Origin of the sequence: Roseicyclus mahoneyensis, assembly GCF_003148775.1 — a bacterium.
Classification (GTDB): domain Bacteria; phylum Pseudomonadota; class Alphaproteobacteria; order Rhodobacterales; family Rhodobacteraceae; genus Roseicyclus; species Roseicyclus mahoneyensis.
Genome location: NZ_QGGW01000002.1, coordinates 40,230 through 63,874, shown reverse-complemented (window position 1 = coordinate 63,874; position 23,645 = coordinate 40,230). Strand labels below are relative to the sequence as shown.

Annotated in this window: 23 protein-coding genes and 1 tRNA gene; 13 read left to right on the top strand and 11 right to left on the bottom strand. The window is 64.4% G+C overall.

Annotated features, from left to right (window positions below; all coding sequences use genetic code 11):
- Positions 1-37: 37 nt before the first annotated feature.
- The gene (ald, locus tag C7455_RS05295) at positions 38-1,156 is read right to left on the bottom strand and encodes an alanine dehydrogenase (protein ID WP_109666307.1); all 1,119 of its coding nucleotides are present in this window, start codon (positions 1,154-1,156) and stop codon (positions 38-40) included.
- A gap of 117 nt (positions 1,157-1,273) precedes the next feature.
- On the opposite strand from ald, the gene C7455_RS05290 reads away from it, so the two are divergent.
- Positions 1,274-1,753, top strand: a complete 480-nt coding sequence (locus C7455_RS05290; protein WP_109666305.1) for an Lrp/AsnC family transcriptional regulator — start codon at positions 1,274-1,276, stop codon at positions 1,751-1,753.
- 10 nt (positions 1,754-1,763) lie between these two features.
- Here the strand turns inward: C7455_RS05290 and C7455_RS05285 are convergent, their stop codons facing one another.
- Both C7455_RS05285 and C7455_RS05280 read right to left on the bottom strand, forming a co-directional pair.
- Positions 1,764-2,813 carry an ABC transporter ATP-binding protein gene (locus C7455_RS05285; protein WP_109666303.1) on the bottom strand — a complete coding sequence of 350 codons (1,050 nt, stop codon included), beginning with the start codon at positions 2,811-2,813 and terminating at the stop codon, positions 1,764-1,766.
- Positions 2,814-2,833: 20 nt separating this feature from the next.
- On the bottom strand, positions 2,834-3,622 hold the full coding sequence (locus C7455_RS05280; protein WP_109666301.1) for an IclR family transcriptional regulator: 789 nt from the start codon (positions 3,620-3,622) through the stop codon (positions 2,834-2,836).
- Positions 3,623-3,767: 145 nt separating this feature from the next.
- Here C7455_RS05280 and C7455_RS05275 point away from each other — a divergent pair, with 145 nt between their 5' ends.
- The 9 genes from C7455_RS05275 (at position 3,768) to C7455_RS05235 (ending at position 13,302) form a co-directional block, all read left to right on the top strand.
- Positions 3,768-5,024: an ABC transporter substrate-binding protein gene (locus C7455_RS05275; RefSeq protein WP_109666300.1), complete on the top strand. Its 1,257-nt coding sequence runs from the start codon at positions 3,768-3,770 to the stop codon at positions 5,022-5,024.
- A 69-nt stretch (positions 5,025-5,093) separates the two neighbouring features.
- Entirely contained in the window at positions 5,094-6,029 is a 936-nt protein-coding gene (locus C7455_RS05270; RefSeq protein WP_109666298.1) for a carbohydrate ABC transporter permease, read from the top strand.
- Positions 6,030-6,039: 10 nt separating this feature from the next.
- The gene (locus C7455_RS05265; protein ID WP_109666297.1) at positions 6,040-6,888 is read left to right on the top strand and encodes a carbohydrate ABC transporter permease; all 849 of its coding nucleotides are present in this window, start codon (positions 6,040-6,042) and stop codon (positions 6,886-6,888) included.
- Complete coding sequence (melA, locus tag C7455_RS05260; RefSeq protein ID WP_109666295.1) at positions 6,885-8,228, top strand: alpha-glucosidase/alpha-galactosidase; 1,344 nt, start codon at positions 6,885-6,887, stop codon at positions 8,226-8,228. Before C7455_RS05265 ends, melA begins: the two co-directional genes overlap by 4 nt.
- Entirely contained in the window at positions 8,225-8,989 is a 765-nt protein-coding gene (locus tag C7455_RS05255) for an SDR family NAD(P)-dependent oxidoreductase (protein ID WP_109666293.1), read from the top strand. The genes melA and C7455_RS05255 overlap by 4 nt, the downstream gene beginning before the upstream one ends.
- On the top strand, positions 8,986-9,909 hold the full coding sequence (locus tag C7455_RS05250) for a 2-dehydro-3-deoxygalactonokinase (protein WP_109666292.1): 924 nt from the start codon (positions 8,986-8,988) through the stop codon (positions 9,907-9,909). The genes C7455_RS05255 and C7455_RS05250 overlap by 4 nt, the downstream gene beginning before the upstream one ends.
- Entirely contained in the window at positions 9,906-10,529 is a 624-nt protein-coding gene (locus C7455_RS05245; protein ID WP_109666290.1) for a 2-dehydro-3-deoxy-6-phosphogalactonate aldolase, read from the top strand. The genes C7455_RS05250 and C7455_RS05245 overlap by 4 nt, the downstream gene beginning before the upstream one ends.
- Positions 10,526-11,386: an SMP-30/gluconolactonase/LRE family protein gene (locus C7455_RS05240; RefSeq protein WP_109666289.1), complete on the top strand. Its 861-nt coding sequence runs from the start codon at positions 10,526-10,528 to the stop codon at positions 11,384-11,386. The genes C7455_RS05245 and C7455_RS05240 overlap by 4 nt, the downstream gene beginning before the upstream one ends.
- Positions 11,387-11,388: 2 nt before the next feature.
- Positions 11,389-13,302, top strand: coding sequence for a beta-galactosidase (locus C7455_RS05235; protein ID WP_109666814.1), 1,914 nt, complete (start codon positions 11,389-11,391; stop codon positions 13,300-13,302).
- 9 nt (positions 13,303-13,311) lie between these two features.
- Here the strand turns inward: C7455_RS05235 and C7455_RS05230 are convergent, their stop codons facing one another.
- The 8 genes from C7455_RS05230 to C7455_RS05195 all read right to left on the bottom strand — a co-directional run bounded on the left by C7455_RS05230 (position 13,312) and on the right by C7455_RS05195 (position 20,949).
- The gene (locus tag C7455_RS05230; RefSeq protein WP_109666288.1) at positions 13,312-14,247 is read right to left on the bottom strand and encodes an isopenicillin N synthase family dioxygenase; all 936 of its coding nucleotides are present in this window, start codon (positions 14,245-14,247) and stop codon (positions 13,312-13,314) included.
- Positions 14,244-14,870 (bottom strand): NAD(P)H-dependent oxidoreductase, encoded by a 627-nt coding sequence (locus tag C7455_RS05225; protein WP_109666286.1) that lies wholly within the window; start codon positions 14,868-14,870, stop codon positions 14,244-14,246. Before C7455_RS05225 ends, C7455_RS05230 begins: the two co-directional genes overlap by 4 nt.
- Positions 14,870-15,451: an NAD(P)H-dependent oxidoreductase gene (locus C7455_RS05220; protein ID WP_109666285.1), complete on the bottom strand. Its 582-nt coding sequence runs from the start codon at positions 15,449-15,451 to the stop codon at positions 14,870-14,872. Before C7455_RS05220 ends, C7455_RS05225 begins: the two co-directional genes overlap by 1 nt.
- Before the next feature lie 89 nt (positions 15,452-15,540).
- Positions 15,541-16,953: an FAD-binding oxidoreductase gene (locus C7455_RS05215; RefSeq protein ID WP_109666283.1), complete on the bottom strand. Its 1,413-nt coding sequence runs from the start codon at positions 16,951-16,953 to the stop codon at positions 15,541-15,543.
- Positions 16,953-18,233 (bottom strand): cytosine deaminase, encoded by a 1,281-nt coding sequence (locus C7455_RS05210; RefSeq protein ID WP_342767617.1) that lies wholly within the window; start codon positions 18,231-18,233, stop codon positions 16,953-16,955. Before C7455_RS05210 ends, C7455_RS05215 begins: the two co-directional genes overlap by 1 nt.
- Positions 18,230-19,093, bottom strand: coding sequence for an ABC transporter permease (locus C7455_RS05205; protein WP_109666280.1), 864 nt, complete (start codon positions 19,091-19,093; stop codon positions 18,230-18,232). Before C7455_RS05205 ends, C7455_RS05210 begins: the two co-directional genes overlap by 4 nt.
- Positions 19,090-19,884 (bottom strand): ABC transporter ATP-binding protein, encoded by a 795-nt coding sequence (locus C7455_RS05200; RefSeq protein ID WP_109666278.1) that lies wholly within the window; start codon positions 19,882-19,884, stop codon positions 19,090-19,092. The genes C7455_RS05205 and C7455_RS05200 overlap by 4 nt, the downstream gene beginning before the upstream one ends.
- Positions 19,885-19,953: 69 nt before the next feature.
- The gene (locus tag C7455_RS05195) at positions 19,954-20,949 is read right to left on the bottom strand and encodes an ABC transporter substrate-binding protein (RefSeq protein WP_109666277.1); all 996 of its coding nucleotides are present in this window, start codon (positions 20,947-20,949) and stop codon (positions 19,954-19,956) included.
- Positions 20,950-21,190: 241 nt separating this feature from the next.
- Here C7455_RS05195 and C7455_RS05190 point away from each other — a divergent pair, with 241 nt between their 5' ends.
- The 3 genes from C7455_RS05190 (at position 21,191) to C7455_RS05180 (ending at position 23,596) form a co-directional block, all read left to right on the top strand.
- Positions 21,191-21,607 (top strand): RidA family protein, encoded by a 417-nt coding sequence (locus tag C7455_RS05190; protein ID WP_109666275.1) that lies wholly within the window; start codon positions 21,191-21,193, stop codon positions 21,605-21,607.
- A 54-nt stretch (positions 21,608-21,661) separates the two neighbouring features.
- Positions 21,662-21,738: transfer RNA gene (locus C7455_RS05185), tRNA-Met, on the top strand.
- Between the two features lie 631 nt (positions 21,739-22,369).
- Positions 22,370-23,596: an amidase gene (locus tag C7455_RS05180; protein WP_245904233.1), complete on the top strand. Its 1,227-nt coding sequence runs from the start codon at positions 22,370-22,372 to the stop codon at positions 23,594-23,596.
- Positions 23,597-23,645: the final 49 nt, after the last annotated feature.

Sequence of the window (23,645 nt, the reverse complement as noted above, 5' to 3'; positions counted from 1 at the left end):
AGGGCAGGGCCGCCCATCGGGGCGGCCCTGTTCCGTTTCAGGCCGCTGTCGCCATCGTCGGGGTGATCGCGTCGAGCCCGAGCGCCTCGGCCACGGCGGCATTGGTCAGCTGACCATCATGGGTGTTGAGCCCTGCCATCAGGCCCGCGTCGTCGCGGCACGCCTTTTTCCAGCCCTTGTTCGCCAGTGCGATCATGTAGGGCATGGTGGCGTTGCCCAGCGCGATGGTGGCGCTGCGCGCGACGGCGCCGGGCATGTTGGCGACGCAATAGTGCACGATGCCATCGACGTCATAGATCGGATCTTGATGGGTGGTGGCACGCGAGGTCTCGAAGCAGCCGCCCTGGTCAATGGCGACGTCCACGATCACGGCGCCGGGTTTCATGGTTTTCAGCTGCGCGCGCGTCACCAGCTTGGGCGCGGCGGCGCCGGGGATGAGGACCGCGCCGATCACCATGTCGGCCTGAGCGACGCGCTCTGCGGTGGCTTCGGCGCTGGCGTATTCGGTGGTCAGGCGGCCCATGAAGATGTCGTCGAGGTAGGAAAGGCGCGACACCGAGCGATCCATGACGGTAACATTCGCGCCCATCCCGGCGGCGACCCGTGCGGCGGCCGTGCCCACGACCCCGCCACCGATGATGACCACGTCGGCGGGGCGCACACCGGGCACGCCGCCCATCAGCACGCCGCGCCCACCATTGGCCTTTTGCAGCGCCCATGCGCCGACCTGCGGGGCAAGGCGGCCCGCCACCTCGGACATCGGCGCGAGGAGCGGCAGGGTGCCGCGGGCATCCGTCACCGTCTCGTAGGCGATCGCGGTGACACCCGAGGCCAGCAGGTCGCGCGTCTGGTCGGGGTCAGGGGCGAGGTGGAGGTAGGTGAACAGGATCTGGCCGCGGCGAAGCTGCTTGCGCTCGACCGCCTGGGGTTCCTTGACCTTGACCACCATGTCGGCGCGGGCAAAGATATCGGCGGCGGTGTCGACGATCTGTGCGCCGGCGCTGGTGTAGGCGGCGTCATCGAAGCCCGCGCCGATCCCGGCGCCGGTTTCCACGATGACGGCATGGCCGCGCGTCACAGCCTCGCGCGTGGCGGCGGGCGTCAGGCCGACGCGGAATTCCTGCGGTTTGATCTCTTTCGGGCAGCCGATCAGCATGGGGTATCCTCCTGTTCCTTGTGGCGGCATGATGCGCCTTACACGGTGAAATTGCTTTGATCTTTTCCGCAGGTTCCGGCATTGGAGCGCAGGATTTTCCCGGTTCGAGGGCGTTTGATGCAAGACTTTCGCGCCGATACTGTGCTTGACGACATGGACCGTGCCATTCTGCGGGTGCTGCAGCGGCACGGGCGTATGACCCATGCTGAGCTGTCGGAGCGGGTGAACCTGTCGCCCTCGGCCTGTCACCGGCGGGTGCAGCGGCTGGAACAGGCGGGGGTGATCCGGGATTATGTCGCGCTTTTGAACCCGCGCGCGGTGGAGCGGGTGACGACGGTTTTCGTGGAGATCAAGCTGCAGGGGCAGTCGGACGAGATCCTCGACGCCTTTGAGAAGGCAGTGGCGCGGGTTCCCGATGTGCTGGAATGTCACCTGATGGCGGGGACGGCGGATTACCTGCTCAAGGTTGTCGCCCGCGACAGCGAGGATTTCGCCCGCATCCACCGCCAGCATCTGGCGCGGTTGCCGGGGGTGGCGCAGATGCAGTCAAGCTTCGCGCTGAAGACGGTGTTCAAGACGACGGCGTTGCCGGTGTAGGATGGCCCCCCTACCGAAGCCGCAGGCCGTTGCCGCCGTCGAAGAAATACGCCTTGGCCGGGTCAAAGCCCAAGCCCACGCGGGTGCCGGGTCTGGGGGCGCGCTGGTCATGCGCCTCGACGATCAGTTTCCGGTCGTCTGGGCCCTTGAGGTAGTGGTAGCTGACGCCGCCCAGTTGCTCGCTCAACTCCACCACATGGCTGTCACCATCAGTCAGCGCGATGTGGTTGGGGCGCAGGCCGACGGTAACTTTGGTCCCTGCGCTGCGTGGGGCGGGCAGGGTGACATCGCCAAGGCCGGGGACATGCACGCCGCCTTCACCCGCGTTGCCGTCGAAGAAATTCATCGCCGGGCTGCCGATGAAGCCCGCGACGAACAGGTTGTCGGGATCGTTGTAGAGATCGAGGGGGGCGCCGACCTGTTCGATGCGGCCCGCGCGCAGCACCACGATCTTGTCGGCGAGCGTCATCGCCTCGACCTGATCATGGGTGACATAGATCATCGTCGCGCCGATCTCCTGATGCAGGCGGGCGATTTCCACCCGCATTTCCACCCGCAATTCGGCGTCGAGGTTCGACAGCGGTTCATCGAACAAGAACACCTCGGGCCCGCGCACGATGGCCCGCCCGATGGCGACGCGCTGGCGCTGCCCGCCCGACAGCGCCTTGGGCTTGCGGTCGAGGTAGGGGCCCAATTTCAGGACGCGGGCGGCCTCGTCGACCTTGGCCTTGACCTCGGCGCGGGTGTGGCCGGTCATCTTGAGGCCAAAGCCCATGTTTTCCTCGACCGTCATGTGCGGATAAAGCGCATAGGTCTGGAACACCATGGCGACGCCCCGTTCGGCCGGGTCGAGGCGGGTCACGTCGCGGGTGCCGATACGGATCTGGCCTTCGCTCGTGTCCTCCAGCCCCGCGACCATGCGCAGGAGCGTTGATTTTCCGCAGCCCGAGGGGCCGACAAAGACGCAGAATTCCCCATCCTCGATGGTCAGGTCGACCCCGTGGATCACCTGTGTCGCGCCGTAGCGCTTGGTCACCTGTTGCAGTTGCAGACCTGACATCGGCTGTTACCCTCCCCGTCTCATTCTGCCGCGTCGGGAAAGCGCCAATCCTGCGCCTCCGCGGCGATGGCCTCGGCCGCCGCCCGGATGCGTGGCAGATGGCGGTCAAGCCCTTCCAGCGTTTCGCGGGCGGTTGTGGAGGTGACCGACATCGCGCCCAGAACCCGGCCGCCGCGGGTCAGGATCGGGTGGGCTATGCAGATGATCCCCGGCTCGTGTTCCTCGCGGTCATAGGCGAAGCCCCGGGCGTGGATAGCGGCAAGCTCGGACCGCAGCGCGGCTTCGGTTGTGTAGGTGTGGTCGGTGAAGCGGTGAAAGCTTTGCTGGGCGATGGCGCGGGCCAGATCCGCCTCTGGCAAGAAGGCCAGCATCGCCTTGCCCACGCCGGTGCAATAGGCGGGGCCCACCTTGCCCGCGGCCGAAAACATCTCGATCGGCTGGCGGGCGTTGCGCTTGTCGACATAGAGCACCTGCGCACCGTCGAGCTGCGCGAGATGAACGGTTTCGCCCACGGCGTCCGACAGAGCGTCGACATGACGCCGCGCGATAGGGGCGAGCGCCGAGGTCTGCCAAGCCGCATGGGCCAGACGCACCAACCGCAGCCCCGGCGCATAGGTCTGCCGGTCGGGATCGAAATGCAGCATCCCCTGTTTTGTCAGGACCTGCACGAATCGGTAGAGCGTGGCCTTTGGATAGGGCGAGCGATCAAGCAATTCGGAAAACCGCACCGGGCGGCCAAAGCCCGCCACCTCGTCCATCACCGCCAATGCCTTGGCGACCGTGCCGTCGCCCTGGCCGCGTTCCGTCATCTGTCCGTCCCTCCCGTGCCCACGATCCCCGTCGCGGGTTTGCTGTTGACAAACCTAGGCTGACTCGGCGTAGGATTTCAACATAAGAAACCAAGTTTCACATAATGAAACTGAACGACCCTCAAGGATCACCAGGGAGGACACCATGCGATCCATTTTCAAGACCGGCGCCGCAGCGCTGGCGGTCACCACCATTATTGCCGGCTCCGCATTTGCGCAGGATCTTTCGGGCACGCTGCGGATCATCTCGGACATGTCGGACCCCGCGCCCCGCGCGGTCATGGAGGGTCTCGCCGCCGAGTTCGACGAGATGCACCCTAACCTCACCGTGAACCTGACGGTCGTTGATCGCGAGGCTTGGAAGACCCAGATCCGCAACGCGCTGTCGGCCAACCCGCCCGATGTGGTGAACTGGTATGCCGCGAACCGCATGGCGCCCTTTGTCAATGCCGGACTGTTCATGGACATCACCGAGTGGTGGGATGCCGGCGATTTCGCGGGTCTTGAGTCCGTGCGCGGCGCGCTGACCCAGAACGACCGCGTCTGGGGTGTGCCCTATACATACTACCAGTGGGGTGTTTACTACCGCGAGGACATCTTCAACGAGCTCGGCCTGTCGGAACCCGAGACCTGGGAACAGGAGCTCGCCAACTGCCAGATCATCATCGACAGCGGCCGCCATTGCTACGCCATCGGCAGCCGGTTTCTGTGGCCGGCGGGCGGCTGGTTCGACTATCTCAACATGCGCACCAACGGGTTCGATTTCCACATGGCGCTCGCCCGGGGCGAGGTGCCGTGGACTGATGACCGTGTACGCGCGACCTTTGCCAACTGGCGGCAGCTGATCGACATGGGCGGCTTCATCCCCGACCACCAGACCTATGACTGGCAAGAGGCGCTGCCCCTCATGATCAATGGCGAGGCCACCGCCTACCTGATGGGCAACTTCGCCGTTGACCTGATGCGCAGTGGCGGGCTGACCGACGACCAACTCGACTTCTACCAGTTCCCGATGATCAACCCCGAAGTTACCGCCATGGGCGAGGACGCTCCGACCGACACGTTCCATGTCGCCGCAGGCGCGCAGAACGTTGAGGCGGCGCGCGCCTTCCTCCAGTTCGTGACGTCAGCCGAGGTGCAGACGCGCATCAATGGACCCGAGGGACTGGGGCAACTGCCGGTGAACGCCAACGCCTCGGTCGCGGACGACGAGTTCATCCAGCAGGGCTTCGAGATGCTGAGCCAGAACGCCACGGGCGGAATCGCACAGTTCTTCGACCGCGACTGGCCGGCGGAAATGGCGTCGGTGGGCATGGAAGGCCTGCAGGAATTCATGGTCTTCCCCGATCGCCTCGACGATATTCTCGATCGGCTCGAGGCGGCGCGCCAGCGCGTCTATTGATCTCATACAAGATTGGCCCGCGCCCTGTTCCGGGCGCGGGCACACCCATGCCCGACCGGAGCGCCGGAGATGACAGCACCCGCCACACCCCTGCACCAGCCGCGCCTTGAGGCGACATGGATGCAGCGCAACCGAATGACGGTGACGCCGATCCTGTTCCTGCTGCCGGGGCTGCTGTTCTTCCTTGTCTATGTCATCAGCCCGATTTTCCAGAGCTTCAACATCTCGCTCTACCGCTGGGACGGGCTGGGAGAGGCACGTTTCATCGGCCTGGACAATTACCGCGAGCTGGCCACCGACCGGAATTTCGAGATTTCGCTTTGGAACAACTTGCGCTGGCTGGTGCTGTATCTGCTGGCCATTCCGCTGGGCCTGTTCATCGCGCTGTTCCTGAACCAGACGGTGACGGGCATCCGCCTGTACAAATCACTGTTCTTCTTTCCCTTCGTGCTGAGCCAGGTCGTCGTGGGGCTGGTCTTCAGCTGGTTCTATCTGCCGCGCGAAGGGCTGCTGAACGCCGCGCTGCAGTTTTTCGGTCTTGGCACGGTCAATATTCTCGGCAATCCCGACCTCGCCACCTATGGCATCATCGCCGCGGGTCTCTGGCCGCAGACGGCCTATTGCATGATCTTGTACCTTACAGGTCTGAATGCGGTCGATCCCGAGCAGGTGGAAGCCGGGCGGCTCGATGGCGCAAAGGGGTGGAAGATGCTGTGGTATGTGATCTTGCCCCAGCTCAAGCCCGCAACCTTCATCGCCTTTGTCGTCACGATCATCGGAGCGCTGCGGTCTTTTGACCTGATCTCGATCATGACCAACGGCGGACCGTTCGGGTCGACGCGGGTGCTGTCCTTCTACATGTTCGAGCAGGCGCTGGGCGAGTACGGATTCCGCATGGGCTATGGCTCGGCCATCGCGGTGGTGCTGTTCGGGATCATGCTGGTCTTCATCGCGTATTTCCTGTGGCAGATGTGGCGCGACGAACGCGCCGCGCGGCACGGCTGAGGGGGTAGCGATGTTTCCCACGCCCATCGAAAAGCGGTCGCGCGCGGCGCAGATCACCTACCAGTCGCTGCTGCCTGTCGCCTTGATCCTTTGGCTCTTGCCGCTGATCGCGGTGATGCTGTTTTCCATCCGGCCGTTTTCGGATTTCGGGGCGGGGAATTACTGGGGCGTGCCGTCCAGCTTCGAGTTGTTCACCAATTACGGGCGCGTGTTTTTCGAGAGCGACATGCCTCGCTACCTGCTGAATTCCGTCTTGATCACGGTGCCCACGGTGATCGGCGCGGTTGCGCTGTCGTGCATGACGGGCTTTGCGCTGGGCATATACCGGTTCCGGGGCAACCTGCTGATCTTCTTCATGTTCATCGCGGGCAATTTCGTGCCTTTTCAGATCCTGATGGTGCCGGTGCGCGACCTGACGGTGAGCATGGGGCTTTACGACACGAAACTGGGCCTTGTCCTGTTCCACATCGCGTTCCAGACCGGGTTCTGCACGCTGTTCATGCGCAACTTCATCCGGGCGCTTCCCTATGAGCTGATCGAGGCCGCCCGCGTCGAGGGCGTGGCGGAATGGAGGATCTTCTGGTTCGTGGTGCTGCCCCTGATGCGGCCCGCCATCGCGGCGCTCAGTGTGCTGATCTTCACCTTCATCTGGAACGATTACTTCTGGGCACTGGTGCTGACCCAAGGCCCCGGTGCGCAGCCTGTGACGGCGGGCATCACGTCGTTCAATTCGCAATTCGTGGCCCAATACCACCTGATGAGCGCGGGCAGCATCGTGGCGGCGATCCCGCCGGTGGCGATCTTTTTCCTGATGCAGCGCCACTTCATCGCGGGGCTGACGCTGGGGGCTGTCAAATGAGTGTGAAGCTGGCCTTCATCGGTGCCGGGTCCACGATCTTCATGAAGAACATCGTGGGCGACATGCTGCATTTCCCGGCGCTGCGGGACGCGCGGATCGCGCTGATGGACATCGACCCGCAGCGGCTGGCCGAGTCCCGCATGGTGGCGGAAAAGATGATCGCCACGATGGGCACCGGGGCAAGCGTCGAGGCCACAACCGACCGCGCAAGCGCGCTGGATGGGGCGGATTTCGTGGTGACGGCCTTTCAGATCGGCGGTTATCGTCCGTCGACCGTGATCGATTTCGACATTCCCAAACAGTATGGCCTGCGCCAGACCATTGCCGACACGCTGGGCGTGGGGGGCATCATGCGGGGGTTGCGGACGGTGCCGCATCTCTGGGCCGTGGCCGAGGACATGGCGCGGCTTTGCCCCGATGCGACCCTGCTGCAATATGTGAATCCCATGGCGATCAACACCATGGCCCTGGCCGAGCGGTTCCCGCGTCTGCGACAGGCAGGGTTGTGCCATTCGGTTCAGAATACGGTCGAGGAAATCGCCCATGACCTCGACGTGCCGAGTGATGACATCCGCTACCGGGTGGCGGGGGTCAACCATGTGGCCTTTTTCTTGCGGCTGGAGCAACAGGGGCGCGATCTTTACCCATTGCTGCGCGAGGGCTACCGGACCGGGCGGCTGCCCAAAACGCCCTTGCAGCGGCCCCATTGCAGCAACAAGGTGCGGTACGAGGTGATGGAGCACTTGGGCTATTTCTGCACCGAAAGCTCCGAACATCTTGCCGAATACGTGCCTTGGTTCATCAAGGACGGGCGCGAGGACATCATCGCCGCGATGGGTATCCCACTGGATGAATATCCCGCGCGCTGCGAGATCCAGATGGCGGAATGGGCCGCGCAGGCCAAGTCGTTGGAGGCGGCAACAGGGATCGAGGTGAAGAAATCCCATGAATTCGCCGCCGAGATGATGAATGCGGTTGTGACCGACACCCCTTATGTCGCCTACGCCAACCTGCCCAACCGGGGGCAGATCCCGCAACTGCCGATGGGCGCGGCGGTGGAAACGCCTGCGCTGGTCGATGGCAATGGCGTGCAGCCCAGCGTCGTCACCGATATTCCGCCGCAACTGGTGGCCCTGATGCGCAGCCAGATCAACGTGCAGGAACTGGTGGTGCGCGCGCTGGTCGAGGAGAACCTCGATCACGTCTATCACGCCGCCTACTTGGACCCGCATACCGCCGCCGAACTTGATCTACGCCAGATCCGCAGCCTTGTGACGGACCTTTTGGTGGCGCATGGCGACATGCTCCCTGCCTTTGCGCGCAACCGGAGGGCCGCATGACCCCGATCTTTCCCGATCTCGACGGGCAATCCGTTTTCATCACCGGCGGCGGGTCTGGCATTGGCGCCGCGTTGACCGAGGGGTTCTTGCGACAGGGTGCAAAAGTGGCCTTTGTTCAGCGATCCGATGCCACGCCGTTTTGCGACACGATGGAGGCGGCGACCGGGCGGCGGCCCCATGCGATGCGCTGCGACATCACCGACACGCCGGCCCTGCAGGCGTCGCTGGCCCAGGCGGCGGAGGTCAACGGGCCAGTTACCGTGCTGGTCAACAATGCCGCCAACGACAAGCGGCACACGACCGAAGAGGTGACGGAAGACTTCTGGGACTGGATGCAGGCCATCAACCTGAAATGCTATTTCTTCGCCTGTCAGGCCGTGATCCCCGGCATGCGCGCGGCGGGCGGTGGGGCGATCATCAATGTCTCGTCGATCTCCTACATGATGGGGAATGCGGGCTATCCGGCCTATACGACCGCCAATGGCGCGATCACGGCGATGACCCGCAGCCTTGCGCGCGAATTCGGGCCCGACCGTATCCGGGTCAACGCGCTGATGCCGGGCTGGGTGCTGACGCAAAAGCAGCTCGACATGTGGGCCAAACCCGAGGATCTGGCGGCGCATCTGGACAAAATGTGCCTCAAGGAACATCTGGTTCCCGAAGATATCGTGGGGGGGATGCTGTTTCTCGCCTCGCGGGCGTCGAAATCGATGACCGGTCAGGCGATGGTGATCGACGGGGGCGTGGTGACGACGGGATGAGTGGCAGCGCGACATATGCCGACTGGATTGCGGTCGACTGGGGCACCACGCATCTGCGGGCTTGGGCGATCGGGGCGGATGGGATGATCCGTGCCGAGGCGGTATCGGCCAAGGGCATGGGCGGGCTGGCGCGGGACAAGTTCGAACCGGCGCTTCTCGATCTTGTAGAGGATTGGCTGGGCGCCGGGCCGACCCCTGTGCTGGCCTGCGGCATGGTTGGAGCGAAACAGGGCTGGCAGGAAGCGCCCTATATGCGCATCCCCGCAAAACCCGCCGAAATGATGCCGATGCGCGCAACTGCCGTGAACGACGCGCGCTTGTCTTTGTCGATTGTGCCGGGCCTGAGCCAAGCCAATCCCCCCGACGTGATGCGCGGCGAGGAAACCCAGATCGCGGGGTTTCTGGCGCGCGAAACCAGTTTCGACGGCATCCTGTGCCTGCCCGGCACCCATACGAAATGGGTGCATCTGAGTGCGGGCGAGGTCGTCAGTTTCCAGACCTGCATGACCGGCGAAATGTTCGATCTGTTGTCCAACCACAGCGTCCTGCGCCATTCGGTGGCGGGTGAGGCGCTGAATGCCGACAGCTTTGCAGACGCCGTGTCCGACACCCTGTCGCGGCCGGAACGGCTGGCGCAGCGGTTGTTTTCGATCCGGGCGGATGCCACGCTGAACGGCACTGGTGCAGCCGTTGCGCGTGCCCGGCTGTCAGGTGCTCTGATCGGGGCAGAATTGGCGGCGACGCGCCCCTATTGGCTGGGCCAGCAGATCGTGGTCGCGGGCGCGCCTGCGCTGGCCGATCTTTACGCCCGCGCGCTGGCCACACAGGGTACGACGGCCCGCGCGATGGATGCCGCCTCCCTGACACTCGCGGGCCTAGCCCGCATTCGCATGACCCAGAAAGAGCCAAGCCCGACATGACACAAGACCGCAACCTGATCGCCATCCTGCGCGGCCTGACCCCGGACGAGGCTTTGCCGGTCGCCGAGGCGCTGGTCACGGCCGGTATCACGCGGATCGAGGTGCCGCTCAATTCCCCCCGCCCGCTCGACAGCATCCGACTGATGGCCGACCACATGGGCCATCATGCGCTGATCGGGGCGGGGACGGTTCTGACCTCTGAGGCCGTGCGCGAGGTTGCCGAAGCTGGCGGGCGACTGATCGTCTCGCCCAATTTTGACGCCGAGGTTGTGGCCGAGACCAAGCGCCTTGCACTGCTCAGTTTTCCCGGCGTGCTGACCCCATCGGAATGTTTCGCCGCCCTCAAGGCGCGGTGTGACGGACTCAAGATCTTTCCGGCCTTTCAGATGGGGATCGAGGGGTTGGTGGCCATTCGCGCGGTCTTGCCCAAGGCAGCGCAGCTTTACATGGTGGGCGGTGTCGGCCCCGAGGCTTTTGACGATTGGCTCAAGGCGGGGGCGAGCGGCTTTGGCCTTGGCTCCTCGCTCTACAGGCCGGGGCTGTCGGCGGATGAGGTCGGCACCCGGGCCCGCCGTATGGTGGCGGCATGGGATGATGCAACCAAAGGGGTCGCGGCATGAGCGTGGCCGTCCACGACGACCGCCCGTGCATTCTGGGTGAAGGGCCGTTGTGGCATCCTGCTCGTGAACACCTGTTCTGGTTCGACATCATGGGAAAGCGCCTGATGACGCGCGACTCGGACGGGCCGCGCGCGTGGGATTTCGACCGCCATGTGTCTGCCGCTGGATGGGTCGATGATGATACGCTTCTGATCGCGACCGAGACAGATCTGATCCGCTTTTCGCTGGCTACGGGCCAATCCGACCGGTTGGTGGCTCTGGAGGCCGACAAGCCCGCCACGCGGTCGAATGATGGCCGCGCAGATCCGATGGGCGGGTTTTGGATCGGCACGATGGGCAAGAATGCCGAGGCGCGGGCAGGCAGCCTCTATCGCTACTGGCGGGGCGAATTGCGCCGCCTGCGTGACGACATCACGATCCCCAACGCGACCTGTTTCGCGCCCGATGGCCGGATCGCTTATTTCGCTGATACCGCCGCGCATCTGGTCTGGCGCGTGGCGCTCGATACCGACGGCTGGCCTGTGGCGCAGTGGGAGGTGTTTCTTGATCACCGCGACAGCGGCATCAACCCCGATGGCGCGGTGGTGGATGCAGCCGGCCACCTGATTGTGGCCGAATGGGGCGGGTCGCGGGTGGCACGGTACGACCACGACGGAAATCTTGTAGAAGAAATTACATTGCCTGTGCCGCAACCGACCTGCCCGGCCTTTGGCGGGTCGGATCTGTCCGTCCTTTACGTCACATCCGCCCGGCAAGGCCTTCCGGGTGATGCAATGGACGCTACCCCCCTGTCGGGCCAGACGCTGGTGATCGAAACGGATTGGCGTGGGCAGCTTGAGCACAGGGTGATCTTGTGACCCTGCACCGCACGCTTGGCACCTGCTACTACCCCGAGCATTGGCCCGAAGCGATCTGGTCCGAGGATGCCACCCGCATGGCGGACCTTGGCTTGACATGGGTCAGGATCGGCGAATTCGCATGGTCGCGGCTGGAACCCAGCCACGGCGATCTTCGCTTCGACTGGATGGAGCGCGCGATCGACATTTTGCATGGTGCCGGTCTCAAGGTCGTGCTGGGCACGCCCACGGCCACGCCGCCGCGCTGGATGCTCGACCGGCATCCCGACATGCTGGCCGTGGATGCACATGGGCGCCCGCGCGGCTTCGGGTCGCGCCGCCACTACTGCTTTTCGCATGACGGCTATCGGTCCGAGGCGGTGCGGATCACGACACTTCTGGCGGAGCGGTTCGGACGCAAGGTGGAGGCTTGGCAAACCGACAACGAGTATGGCTGCCACGACACGATCCTGAGCCATTCCGAGGCCGCCCGCCGCGCCTTCCGTGATTGGCTGGCGCAGACATACCAGTCGCCCGAGGCGTTGAACCGGGCTTGGGGCAATGTGTTCTGGTCGATGGACTATGACAGCTTCGACCAGATCGACCTGCCGAACCTGACCGTGACAGAACCCAACCCATCCCATGCGCTGGATTTCCGGCGGTTTTCTTCGGACCAAGTGGCGCGGTTCAACGCGGCGCAGGTGGCGGCCATACGCGCCCATTCCGACGCGCCGATCAGCCACAACTACATGGGCCGGATCGTCGAATTCGACCATTTCGCGCTTGGGGCCCAGATGGAGATAGCGACTTGGGACAGCTATCCGCTGGGGTTCCTTGAGGATCGGCTGGAGGAAACGGCCGAGTTCAAGCGCCACTATGCCCGGCAGGGCGATCCGGATTTCCAGGCGTTTCACCATGACCTTTACCGCGCAGTGGCGGCCCGGTTCCCCGATCACGAAACTGCGCGCTGGTGGGTCATGGAACAACAGCCCGGCCCGGTGAACTGGGCCCCGCACAACCCGGCGCCCTTGCCCGGTATGGTCCGCCTCTGGACATGGGAGGCCTTTGCCCATGGCGCGGAATGCGTCAGCTATTTCCGTTGGCGGCAGGCACCCTTTGCGCAGGAGCAATATCATGCAGGCCTCTTGCGCCCCGACAGCGTGGAGGCCGAGGGGTTCCACGAGGCGGCCGAGGTCGCGCGAGAGCTGCGCGCCGCCCCGCAGGTCGAAATCGCACAGGCCCCGGTCGCGCTGGTCTTCGACTACGCCTCGGCCTGGGCCTGGGCGGTGCAGCCGCAAGGGCAGGGTTGTGATTATTTCAGGCTTGTGTTCGAGGTCTATCGCGGGCTGCGCAAGCTGGGCCTTTCCATCGACATCGTGCCGCCCGATACCGCGCGCCTTGATGGCTACGGGCTGGTTCTTGTGCCCGGCCTCATCACCCTATCCGATGCGTTGAAACAGGCGCTGCAAGACACCGACGCGCAGGTCCTGCTTGGTCCGCGCAGCAATGCCAAGACCCGAACCCTGTCCATTCCTCTGCCGCTGCCGCCCGCGTTTCCCGGTCTCGACGTGACCGTGTCGCGGGTCGAGACGTTGCGGCGGGACATGCCCGTCCCGATGGAGGGCGCAGGCCATGTCGTTCTTTGGCAAGAAACGCTGGAGGGAACCGCCAAGGTCATGGACCGCGACGCCGCCGGCCACCCGGTCAGCATGCGCGACGGCCATGTCACCTATCTGGGCGGCTGGCCCGATGCCGATTTCTTGCGCCACCTTCTGCTCAGGGCCTGCGCCGAGGCGGGTATCGCAACGCTGGACCTGCCGCCCGACATCCGTCTGCGGCAGGCGGGCGCGACACGCTTCGTGTTCAACCATGGGCCGGACAGCGTGGAATTCGACGGGATGATCTTGCCGCCTGCGGGCGTGGCCCGCCAGACCTGAGCCTGTGCCCTAGACGGCGCCGCCCTTGACCGGCTCGTTATAGGTCGCATCCAGCCGCGATTGCAGGTAATCGGCGGCGCGGATCGGCGGGTATTTCGGCACCCCCGTGCCGGGCAATGCGGCGACGACCACATCGGGGTTCGCCTCGACGAACATCGCCACCGACCGTCGTTGACGCCGTGGCGGCAAGACCCTGTGCGGGGTGGAGACATAGATGTCATTGGTCCAGCGCATCAGGCAGTCGCCGATATTCACGACATAGGCCCCCGCCACATGCGGCACATCCATCCAGTCGCCGCCGCGCGTCCTCACCTGCAACCCCGGTTCGCCATCGGTCATCAACAAGGTGATCACCCCGTAATCCGAATGCGCCCCCGCCCCGATCTCGCCCAAAGCCCCGGTTGCGGGCGGATAATGCAGCACCCGCAACGCAGCCAAGGGATCGTGGAACAGGTCATCGAAATGATCCTCCGGCAGGCCAAGATCGAGCGCGATCGCTCGGCTCAACCGCACGCCCAGGTCCAGCGCCGCATCGTAATAGGCCAGCATCGTTTCGCGGAACCCGGGCAAGTCGGGCCACTGGTTCACGCCCCGAAACGGTGCCCCCGCCAAAACCCGCGGATCGTCGGCCGGCAGATCGAGGCCGATATTGAAGCTCTCCTTGCGATCCTTCACGCCGCTTGTCTCGTCCAGACTTTCCAGCCCGTCATGGGCCCAGCCCCGATAATGCGGTGTGTTGAGGATGGAGATTTTCTGTTTTTGCGCCATCGGCAGGGAAAAGAACGCGTCGGCCTGTTCAAGGACCCGCGCCTGCAGGTCCGGGTCGATCCCGTGGCCCGTCAAAAGGAAGAACCCTGGTCCCCGTGCCGCCGTCCCAAGGTCGGCAACAAAGCCCGCGCGGTCGGTGCCACCGGAGAACCGCTTGAAATCCAGCACCGGGATCATGCCACGGCCGCCTTCGCGCGCGGGCTTGTGCCGATCAGCCGGTTCATCCGTGCCGCCACTCGCACAAGGTGCTGCGCCCGGCTTGCTTCGGTGGAACTGTCCATCAGATAATGCGCGGCAAAGACGGTCTTGCACCCCTTGGCGCAGATCAGGCGCACGCCCCGGATCAAGGTTCGCCGCCCTGGCGCCCCGATCAGCCGGGTCAGCCACCAGCTTGCCCCGCAGGTGGTGAACACCCCCAAACGCGTGATCTGCGTCAGGCCCGGGCGGATGTTGGCATTCTGGGCATCGGGCATCACGAAGGCCACGCCCGGCAACAGCACGCGGTCAAGCCAGCCCTTGATCATCGCGGGCAACCCATACCACCAGGTCGGATAGACAAAGATCAGCGTGTCGCACCATTGCAAATCCTCCACATGCGATGCCACGGACGCCCTGTTTGTGGCCTCGTCCTCGTAGCCTTCATGTTCGTGTGCGGACAGCACGGGATCGAACCCCTCGGCATAGAGATCGCGCAGCCGCACCTCGGCTCCTGCCGTGGCCAGCTTCTCCAGAACGACATCGCGGACGGCCTGCGTGAAACTGCCCCGGCGCGGGTGGCAATAGACGACAAGCGCCCGCATCAGAAGGCCTCCATCTCACGGGCCACACGGGCGAGGAACCCCGCCCGTGCTGCGTCATCGGCGCGGTTCATGTCATAGAGCGCCAGATACTTCATCTTTTCCGGACGGCAGACGTGCCAGACCGCGCGCGTCACCGACTTGCGCGGCGGGTCGCCCACAAGCATCGCTCGCATGCGCGTTCCGCCATAAGTCGTGACCGCGGCCAGCTTGCGGATATGCGTGAGGTTCGGCTTCACCTTTCCATCCTCCAGCCGGAAGGACACTCCGGGTAGAAAGACCCGGTCAAGGAACCCCTTCAGGATCGCGGGGTAGCCGAAGTTCCAGACCGGGAACACCATCACCAGCGCATCGGCGGCGCGCAGCCGCTCCACATAGCTTGCCACCGGGGCTATGTTCGCCCCCACCTCATGATAGCCGCGCCGCTCCGCTTCGGTCAGCACGGGCGAGAACCCCTCGGCGTTGAGGTCGCAATCATCGACCTCCCACCCCGACCGTGCCAGCCGCTCCACAACGCAGCCATGGAGCGCCGCCGAGAAACTCTCGGGGCAGGGATGTGCGAAAAGGACAAGCGCACGCGGCACGCTCTATCCCTTCTCTGTTTCAAAAATATCCCGGGGGGTCCGGGGGGCAGGGCCCCCCGGTCGGTCGACGCCGAAGGCGGCGAAATCCCTCATTCAGCGGCCTCGGGTTTGGGCGTCATCGCGGCGTAGCGGTACATCTGCGCATAATCGAAATCGGGCGTGTCCCAGGTCACCATCTTGCCGGGGTTGAGCAGCCCCTTGGGATCGGCCTCGCGCTTAAACTCCAGCTGCCGCTTGTCGGCCGACTGCCGCCCGCCTTCCTCCAGCGTGTAGCGGTGCGGGTTGAAGATCATCGCGCCCGCTTCCTCGTGCATCCGCACGATTTCGTCCAGACGCTCCTGCGTGGTGAACTTGACCAGCGACAGCCCGGCGAAGGCGATCTTGCCCTCCATCTTTATCGCTTCCAGATGCTGCAGCACCTCGGGGCTGAGCGCGTCCCGCATCTTTTCGATCAGCGCCAGATGCTCGGGAAAACCGTAGCGGACCTGCAGGTAGGTGATGGAGGGGTCGATCTTGAGGGCGCGCAGCGTCGTGTGGTTCCAGCCATATTCGAATACCGGCCCGGGCGTGCGGTCCCAGTCGCTGGCGTCGGACCGGTAGATCATCCGCGCCTCGGGGTGGCGTCCGAGGAAGGTCAGAAAGCCGTCCATGGAATGGGGCGCCACCATCAGGCCGATCAGCGTGTCGCCCGCCTCGATATGCGGCTTCACGCGCGTGAAGTAGTCAAAGGGTGCAGGCGCCTCGTAGACGCTGGCGAGCTTCAGCAAGATGCCATCCTGGTTCGCCAGCTTGTCGGTGAACCGCGCGGCGTCCATGAAATCCTTGGTCGCCACAAAGATCTCGACCCAGTCATAGGCAGGCGCCAGCGGCAGCTCCAGCTCGGTGATGATGCCGTTGGTGCCATAGGCGTGGCTGACGCGGGCCAGTTCCTCGCCGCGGAATTCCAGAACGCGGGGCTCCTCCTCCATCGTCACCACGCGCAGGCGGATGATGTTGCCCAGATCGCGCAAGCTGCCCCAATGGACCGACCCCACGCCGCCCGACCCGCCGGCAATGAAGCCGCCGATCGTGGCCGTGGCCCATGTGGAGGAGAACATGCGGATCTCCTGCCCGGAATGCGCCTTGCAGTGTGCGTCGAGGTCTTTCAGCAATATCCCCGGCTCGCAGATCACGCGGCCCGGGTGCACCTCCCTCACCGATGCCATGTGGCGCAGGTGCATGACGCAGCCGCCGCGCATCGGCATGGCCTGCCCGTAGTTGCCGGTGCCCGCGCCGCGGGTCGTGACCGGCACGTCATGGGCATAGCAGACGCGCAGCACCTCGATCACCTCGGCCTCGGATTTCGGGTTTACCACGAAATCGGCCTCGAGATGATCCATCGCGTCCTTCAGGACGGGTGAATACCAGAAGAAATCGCGGCTTTTGGCGCGGATCGTGGCGGGGTTCTCGTCTTGCTCGATATGGGCAAGGGCGGCCTTGGCGGCGGCGATGTTGGGCTGCATCAGGTCCTCATCAGGGGGTCAAGTTCGGCGTAGTCCGGCAGGCTGCGATCGATCTGGCGCCCGTCGCGCAGCACGATCCGGTCGGATTGCGGGCGCGAGAACAGCTCGGACCAGCTGCGCGCCTTGACGATGACCAGATCGGCGGGCGCGCCGGGCATCAGCGAGGGCGCGTCAAAGCCGCAGGTGGCGGCCGGGTCGGTCAGGAAGCTCGTGACCCAGTCGGTGCGCGAATGGTCAAGGTGGCCGATCCGCGTCGCCTCGCGCATCACCTCGAGCATGTCCATGTCGCCATAGGCGTAGAAGGGATCGCGCGTGTTGTCCGAGGCAAAGCTGACGCGGATCCCGCGCGCCCGCATCTCGTGGACCAGCGTGATGCCGCGGCGGCGGGGTGTGCGGGCGATGCCCAAGGGGCTGCGGTCCTGCAGGTAAAGGTTGCACATCGGCAGGCTGACCACGTCGATGCCGGCCTTCGCCACCAGATCGAGCGTGTCCAGCGCGCGCGCCTCGTCCTGCGCCGAGAGTGAGCAGCAATGACCGACGACGACCCTGCCCGCAAAGCCGGTTTCCAGCTTCAGTTCGGCGATGTCGCGCAGCGTTTCCACGCTGGCGTCCATCGTCTCGTCCACATGGAAATCCGTATCGAGGCCGCGGGCAGCCGCTTGCGCGAACAACCCGCGGATGCGGTCGCGCAAGTCGCCCATGGGGTATGTGACCATGCCCAGAACGCCGCCGCGCGTCTGCGCCACCAGATCTGCCGTACGGCCAAAGGTGCCGCTGTCGTCGGTCCATCTGTCGCAACCGATCAGGCAGGCGGCCTGCAAGTCGATGCGGCCCGCCCAATCGGCCTGGACATCGCGGAAAACGGGCCAGCTGATGCCATCTTGCGGCGCGATGCTGTCCAGATGGGTGCGGATCGCGCGTGTTCCGTGGGAATAGGCCGCGCGAAGCGAGAATGTCATCCGCGTCCGCACATCCTCGGCCGTCCACCGCGCGCTACTGTCGGCGCGCACGGTGGTCAGCGCACCCATGAAACTGCCGTCGGGGTTGGGGCTGCGCGGCGAGATATGGCCCTTGTCCAGATGGGTGTGCATGTCGACGAAGGCCGGGAAAACCATCGCGCCCTTCATGTCGACGGCGATGGGTTGCGGCGCTGCGATCCGGCCGCCCGCGATGGAGATGTCGGTCGTGACCAGATCGCCGGGCTGGCCCAAAAGACAGGCGGGCACTGTGACATTCGCGAGCGTCACGTCGCCGTTCGGCAAGTGTGTGAAGTCCATCATGTTTCCCGGCTCAGCGCACTCTCGTGCCATTTGCGCAGCAAGAGATGCGACAGGATGCTGAGCGCTGCGAAGATGAAAACGCCCATGGCGGCGACCAGCGCAAGGGCTGCGAACATGCGGGCGATGTTCAGACGATACCCCGCCTCCTGAATCCGGAAGGCAAGGCCCGATCCGATGCCGCCCGTTCCCGCCACAAGTTCGGCCACGACCGCCCCGATCAGCGACAGGCCACCCGCGATCTTGAGGCCACCGAGGAAATACGGCAGCGCCGAGGGCAATTGCAGGTAGCGCAGCCGTTGCCAGCGCGTCGCGCCATAGATGCGGAACAGGTCGCGCAGGTTGTGATCGACAGAGTTGAGCCCCAGCGTGGTCGAGGACAGCACTGGAAAGAAGGCCACCAGCCACGCACAGAGCAACATGCCCGCCACCTTGCTGTCCACATAGATGAAGATCAGCGGCGCGATGGAGACCACGGGCGTGACCTGCAAGATCACGGCGTAAGGGTAGAACGACAGTTCCAGCATGCGCGACTGGTTGAACAAGATCGCAAGGCCCGCCCCGCCGATAACCGCCAGCAGCAAGGCCAGCAGCGTGATCCTGCCGGTCAGGAAGGCCGCGTCGATCAGCATGGCCCAATCATCGACCAGGCTGCCCCAGACACGGTCGGGACCGGGAAGGATGTAATGCGGGATCTCGTTGGCGGTGACGATCCAAGCCCAGCCTGCGATCGACAGGATCATGATGATGACGGGCAGCGCCCATTTGGCGATGCGTTCGATCCGGGCGGCGCGGGCGCGCTGAATCTCGTCCTCGTCCCGCGTGTCGAGCGTTGCGATGGGCTGGTCGTCTGCAAGGCTCATGCGGGTTCTCCCATCGCTTCGCGCAATGCCTCGGACGCGCGGCGCGCGTGGGCGGCGTATTCGTTGGAGGTGCGGAAATCCTCGCCGCGCGGGTAGGGCGCGTCGACCTCCAGCTCGGTCAGGACGCGGCCGGGGCGCGCGGCCATGACCACGATGCGATCCGACAGAAAGACGGATTCGAACACCGAATGGGTCACGAAGATCACCGTGCAGCCGATCTTGTCCTTGAGCCTGAGCAGGTCGTTGTTGAGCTTGTGCCGCGTGATCTCGTCCAGCGCGGCAAAGGGCTCGTCCATCAGGATGAGGCGGGGATTGGTGGCGATGGCGCGCGCGATGGAGACGCGCATCTTCATGCCGCCCGACAATTCGCGGGGGTAGGCGTTGAGGAATTTCTCGAGCCCGACGAGGCGCAGCACTTCGAGGATGTCATCCTTGACCTCTGCATAGCCTTTGCCTGACAGGCGGAAGGGCAGCCAGACATTCTGGGCCACCGTTGCCCAAGGCATCAGGGTCGGTTCCTGGAACACCACGCCGAGGTCTCCACGGCCATGGTCGCCCTCCCATTCGATGCGGCCACGCGTTGGGTGCATCAGATCGGAAATCAGACGCAGAGCGGTGGATTTGCCACAACCCGACGGACCCAATAGCGAGATGAAATCTCCTTGATTGACCTGCAAAGTCATGTCGCGCAGCGCCACGACGTCGCCGTTGAAGATCTTGTCGACATGGTTCAGCCGCAACAGCGGCGCGCGTTGCCCCAGCGGCTTTATGTCATTGCGGCGGACAGCCATGGCGGCACCTTCTTGTGCAAGATAAATGCGGCCCGCCAGGATGGGCGGGCCGCCTGTGTCAGCACCACATCACTGCGGACGCAATTCCATCCCAAGGCCCTGATTCACGAATTGGGTCGTGAATGCAGCCTGCCAGTCGATCCCGTCCGAGACAACGCCCGCTTCGACCATGGAGCGGTAGAAGACTTCGACGGTTTCCTCGGTCATGGCACCGATGCCGAGCGTCAGAGCCTCACCGCTGTCGACGATGCCGTATTCGATCATCTTGGCGATGGCATAATCGATCTTGTCCTGGGTCATGTCAGGGTTGGCTTCCAGGATCAGGGCATTGGCGGCTGCGTTGTCGCCATAGAGGTAGTTGTACCAGCCGAGGATCGATCCGTTGACGAAGCATTCCACCACTTCGGGGCTGTTCTCGATCGTGGCGGCCATGGTCTCGATCGTGGTGGCGTAGGTGGCGTAGCCTGCGTCCGCGATCAGGAAGACATTGGGCGTGAACCCACCTTCGCGTTCGACCAGATAGGGTTCGGACGACAAGAAGCCTTGCATGCCGACCTGCGTGTCGGCGAGGAAGGGTGCGGGGTTGAACGTGTAGGGCTGGCGCTGTTCGACGGTGAAGCCATGTGCCGCGATCATCCACTGGTAGTAGCTGGCAAAGCCGTTGTCGCCGATCAGCAGCGTCAGGTCGCGCAGCTCTTCCCAGGTGTCGGCGACACCGGGATGGGCAATGATCACCTGCGGGTGTTTCTGAAAGGTCGCTGCGACGGCCACGACGGGCACATCCTCCTCCACGGCGGTAAAGGCCTGCAGCAGGTCGCCGCCCATGTGGAACTGGATCCGGTCGGCCAGCAGCAAGGCGCGGTTGTTCACCTGCGGGCCGCCCGACACGATGGTGACGTCCAGACCGCATTCGGCATAGGTGCCATCGGCGACCGACTGGTAGAACCCGCCGTGCTCGGCTTGCGCCAGCCAGTTGGTGCCGAAGGTGACCGGCGTCAGATCCTGCGCCCCCGCCGTGCCGGCGGCCAGGGCCGCCACTAGTGCAAGTGTCGAACTGCGAAACATCCTTGGTATCTCCCCGATAAGGTGGCGGTGTGTAGGACCAGACGTGAGCCTATGAGGGCTCGGCAATGTGGAAAGGGGTTAGCTGGTCGGCCTTTGTCGGGCTCAGCGCTGCCGCCATAATTTACGGCGGACCTTTGGGCATTGCATGAAAATTAGGCGCCAGCCGCATGGTCCCTGCGCATCCTCTGGACAGCGGGTCGGCAGGACATTTGTCTGTTCGCGACATACCAAGGAGAAGACGATGCCAGACTGCCCTCGTTTGACCTCCCTTGCACCGCCCACGATTCGCCCGCCGTTCGCGGCCTATGCCCACGGCACCCATGTGCCGGCGGGGGCGGAGTGGGTTTTCACGTCGGGGCAGCTGGGCATTTCACCCGATGAGCAGGTCCCTGCGGATGTCCGGGCGCAAGCCGATCTGTGCTTTGCGGCCTGCACCGCGATCCTTGCCGAGGCCGGGTTCGACAAGACGGATACCGTCCGCATAAACGCGTTCGTGACCGACCGCGCCGAAATGCCTGCCTACATGGCCGCCCGAGATTCCTGGTGTGCGGGGATGGCACGCCTTCCCGCCTCGACGCTGGTGATTGTGTCGGGCTTCACCCGCCCGGAGTTCAAGGTCGAGGTGGAAGTCACCGCCGCCCGCCTGCCGCGCGGTTAGCCATGATTTTGAGGTTGACGGACAGGTGCGCCTGTCATACCTCCGCCTCGGCTTGGCGGAGTAGCTCAGTTGGTTAGAGCAGCGGAATCATAATCCGCGTGTCGGGGGTTCGAGTCCCTCCTCCGCTACCAGCATTTTGGTACAACTGTTCTGTAAACACGCCGCCAAGGGCGCGTTTGTGATGGTCCCAATGTGCCCGCGATCGCCTGGATGCGAGCGGGATCATGCCACTTCGGTGGCAGGGCATGTTGAGGAAGGGTGAACCACGGCCCATTTTCCGCCGAAAAGCGCCGATTGTATTGCGATTGCCTCGGGTTATTGCGCTCCTCTCCCGGCCAACAGCAGATTCCGCGGAAAACGCCAGCGCCAAACGGCCCAGTTTTGAGTGATCAAAGCGCCGAAAGGTCTTTCGCGCCTTGCATGGTTTGCACCCTCCTCCACTGGCACGCGCGGCAAGGCGCGGCTACGAAAGGGCATCGGATGGCAAGCGAAGCCTTTGACAAAACAGGAGAGTGGAATTGAGCGACGCAGCTGACCTGACCGCCACGGAGGCGCGCCGCTTGATTGCCCGGCGTCAATTGTCTCCGGTAGAGCTCGCCGACGCTTGTATCTCGCGGGTCGAATCCTTGGATCATGCTGTAAACGCGATCGTAGCAAATGATTTCGACCAGCTGCGGGATGCGGCGCGCGCTGCGGAGGCGGCGGTAATGGGGGGGGCGGACGCTGGGCCCGCTCCATGGTCTTCCGGTTGCGATCAAGGACATGAATGATGTCGCGGGTCTTCCAACGACATACGGCTCGGAAATCTTTGCCGACAACGTGCCGGAACATGACGACTCCCTCGTCAGGGCGGTGCGGTCAGCCGGTGGCCTGATCCTCGGTAAGTCGAATGTTCCTGAATGGTCGGCGGGGGCAAATACACGAAATCGCGTCTATGGCGTCACCGCAAACCCCTATGATGTCACACGCTCTTGCGCGGGCTCATCGGGCGGCTCCGCCGTGGCGCTTGCCACGGGAATGGCTCCCCTCGCGACCGGCTCGGACCTCGGTGGCAGCCTGCGCAACCCGGCCGCCTTCTGCGGCGTCGTGGGCTTCCGGCCGACCCCGGGGGTCGTGCCGGGCCCGAAACGCGAGATGGCCCTGCTGCCGATGTCGACCGACGGACCGATGGCGCGCACGCCTGAAGATGCCGCCCTGCTGCTTTCCGTGCTGGCGCGCCATGATCCGCGAGACCCGTGGTCACCCGCGGCAGGTTTCCTGTCGCCAGACCTGCCTTTGGTTGACCTCGCATCGCTCAGGTTTGCCTCGAGCGAGGATTTAGGGTTTGCGCCTACCGAAGGCATTGTGCGCAGCACCTTGCGCGACCGGATCGACCGGCTTGGCCCATATCTTGGCCCGCTCCATGAGGGCGCGCCGGACTGCTCCGGCGCGGACCGTATCTTCGCCGTCCTGCGCGCCGTAGGGTTTCTCGGGCAGCACCGCGAGCGGCAGGTGCTGTTCCCGCAAAAGATCGGCCCAAATGTCCATGCCAATATCGAGGAGGGGTTGAGCTATTCCGCCGCGGACGTGGCGGGGGTGCTTGCACTTCAGGGAACCTATTTTCGCGCGTGGACGGACTTCTTCGAAACTGTTGATATCCTTCTGTGCCCTGCAGTCACGATCAGTCCGCGTCCTTGGCGTGAGCTTTACCCGACGCAGATCGACGGCCAGCCGATGCAGAGCTATTATCATTGGCTTGCCATGGCATACGCGACCACGATCGCGGGTTTCCCGTCTGTCTCGATCCCTTGCGGGCGCGACAGTGCCGGCATGCCCTTCGGTCTTCAGGTGGTCGGACGGCGCCATGACGATGCCAGAGTTCTCGCAGTGGCGCGCGAACTCGCGGCGGTGTTCGCATCCGATAGCGTGATGAACCTGCCTCCTCCTGATCTTGGCGCGCTCCGCAGTGCGCCGCCACTGTCGCAAGTGGAGGGATTTAGGGACCTGTGAAAGCCCTTCCCGAAGGCAAGAGAGGCCCGGTAGCGGGCAGAAGCATTGT

Bases quoted from the DNA above. Each gene is read 5' to 3' on its own strand.
- ald (WP_109666307.1), bottom strand. From the start codon at position 1,156: ATGCTGATCGGCTGCCCGAAAGAGATCAAACCGCAGGAATTCCGCGTC.
- C7455_RS05290 (WP_109666305.1), top strand. From the start codon at position 1,274: ATGCAAGACTTTCGCGCCGATACTGTGCTTGACGACATGGACCGTGCC.
- C7455_RS05285 (WP_109666303.1), bottom strand. From the start codon at position 2,813: ATGTCAGGTCTGCAACTGCAACAGGTGACCAAGCGCTACGGCGCGACA.
- C7455_RS05280 (WP_109666301.1), bottom strand. From the start codon at position 3,622: ATGACGGAACGCGGCCAGGGCGACGGCACGGTCGCCAAGGCATTGGCG.
- C7455_RS05275 (WP_109666300.1), top strand. From the start codon at position 3,768: ATGCGATCCATTTTCAAGACCGGCGCCGCAGCGCTGGCGGTCACCACC.
- C7455_RS05270 (WP_109666298.1), top strand. From the start codon at position 5,094: ATGACAGCACCCGCCACACCCCTGCACCAGCCGCGCCTTGAGGCGACA.
- C7455_RS05265 (WP_109666297.1), top strand. From the start codon at position 6,040: ATGTTTCCCACGCCCATCGAAAAGCGGTCGCGCGCGGCGCAGATCACC.
- melA (WP_109666295.1), top strand. From the start codon at position 6,885: ATGAGTGTGAAGCTGGCCTTCATCGGTGCCGGGTCCACGATCTTCATG.
- C7455_RS05255 (WP_109666293.1), top strand. From the start codon at position 8,225: ATGACCCCGATCTTTCCCGATCTCGACGGGCAATCCGTTTTCATCACC.
- C7455_RS05250 (WP_109666292.1), top strand. From the start codon at position 8,986: ATGAGTGGCAGCGCGACATATGCCGACTGGATTGCGGTCGACTGGGGC.
- C7455_RS05245 (WP_109666290.1), top strand. From the start codon at position 9,906: ATGACACAAGACCGCAACCTGATCGCCATCCTGCGCGGCCTGACCCCG.
- C7455_RS05240 (WP_109666289.1), top strand. From the start codon at position 10,526: ATGAGCGTGGCCGTCCACGACGACCGCCCGTGCATTCTGGGTGAAGGG.
- C7455_RS05230 (WP_109666288.1), bottom strand. From the start codon at position 14,247: ATGATCCCGGTGCTGGATTTCAAGCGGTTCTCCGGTGGCACCGACCGC.
- C7455_RS05225 (WP_109666286.1), bottom strand. From the start codon at position 14,870: ATGCGGGCGCTTGTCGTCTATTGCCACCCGCGCCGGGGCAGTTTCACG.
- C7455_RS05215 (WP_109666283.1), bottom strand. From the start codon at position 16,953: ATGCAGCCCAACATCGCCGCCGCCAAGGCCGCCCTTGCCCATATCGAG.
- C7455_RS05210 (WP_342767617.1), bottom strand. From the start codon at position 18,233: ATGATGGACTTCACACACTTGCCGAACGGCGACGTGACGCTCGCGAAT.
- C7455_RS05205 (WP_109666280.1), bottom strand. From the start codon at position 19,093: ATGAGCCTTGCAGACGACCAGCCCATCGCAACGCTCGACACGCGGGAC.
- C7455_RS05200 (WP_109666278.1), bottom strand. From the start codon at position 19,884: ATGGCTGTCCGCCGCAATGACATAAAGCCGCTGGGGCAACGCGCGCCG.
- C7455_RS05195 (WP_109666277.1), bottom strand. From the start codon at position 20,949: ATGTTTCGCAGTTCGACACTTGCACTAGTGGCGGCCCTGGCCGCCGGC.
- C7455_RS05190 (WP_109666275.1), top strand. From the start codon at position 21,191: ATGCCAGACTGCCCTCGTTTGACCTCCCTTGCACCGCCCACGATTCGC.
- C7455_RS05180 (WP_245904233.1), top strand. From the start codon at position 22,370: ATGAATGATGTCGCGGGTCTTCCAACGACATACGGCTCGGAAATCTTT.